The organism is Stutzerimonas stutzeri, from assembly GCF_013522825.1.
In the GTDB taxonomy this organism is placed as follows: Bacteria; Pseudomonadota; Gammaproteobacteria; order Pseudomonadales; family Pseudomonadaceae; genus Stutzerimonas; species Stutzerimonas stutzeri_AK.
Genome location: NZ_JAAMQZ010000102.1, coordinates 1 through 921, shown reverse-complemented (window position 1 = coordinate 921; position 921 = coordinate 1). Strand labels below are relative to the sequence as shown.

1 protein-coding gene is annotated in these 921 nt (G+C 56.6%); it reads right to left on the bottom strand.

Going from position 1 to position 921, the window contains the following annotated elements; all coding sequences use genetic code 11:
* Positions 1-854, bottom strand: a protein-coding gene (locus G7020_RS23770) for an IS5 family transposase (protein WP_169836961.1) whose coding sequence is annotated in 2 segments (ribosomal slippage) — positions 1-498 and positions 501-854 — 852 coding nt in all. Because the reading frame shifts where the segments join, the coding sequence is not laid out codon by codon here.
* Positions 855-921 lie beyond the last annotated feature (67 nt).

Here is a 921-nt window from a genome sequence, read left to right as displayed (position 1 = left end):
CTAGGCTTTGTACGAAAAGTATTGCCGCATGCAACGTAGGCTGCAGGCCAAGGTGACCATGGCTGCAAAGCTCTTGGCCAGCTTGTCATAGCGAGTGCCGATCCTGCGATTTTCTTTCAGCCAGCCAAACATCCGCTCAATGATGTTCCGTTGCCGGTATTTGGGCCGGTCAAACAGTCGGGGCAAGCCAGGTCGAGGTTTGCGCGGCATAGCGCGCAATGGGATTACCGGCTGCATTCGGTAACGGTCGCAGTACTGGCGCAGGTGCTCGGCATCGTATCCCTTGTCAGCCAGCAACCACCGGCTACGTTTACGCGGTCGTCCTGGCTTGCCAGCAATTCTTACAGCATCCAGCAGCGGCTGAGCGTGGGAGACATCACTGGCTTGTCCTGGTGAAAGCCTGAAATGCAATGGCACGCCATTGGCATCGCACACCATGTGAATCTTGGTGGTCAGACCGCTTCGACTGCGCCCCAAGGCATGGTCTAACGGTTCTTCAGGCCCCCCTTTTTCCCGGCGCCTGAAGAGGCTCGGGTTGCTCGTACTGCGGTGGAGTCGATCATCCAGGTGTCCAAGTCGATCAGTCCTTCCCGGTTCAGCCGAATATGCAGACGCTCCAGTACTCGCTCGAATGTGCCGTCGTCGCGCCAGTCACGAAAACGCTGATACACCGTTGAGCAAGGCCCAAAGCGTTCAGGCAGGTCGTGCCAGGGAGCGCCCGAGCACAGGATCCACAGAATTCCGTGGAGAACCTGACGATCATCGTTGCGAGGACGGCCCATTTTCTGTTCTGGAGAAACCAAATCCTTGATCAGCTCCCATGACGCATCAGAAAGTTCGTAACGCCTTGCCATACGGGCCTCCAACCGGTCATGGCGGCAATTTTAGCCACAACGACTTTTCGTACAAAACCTAATTCGC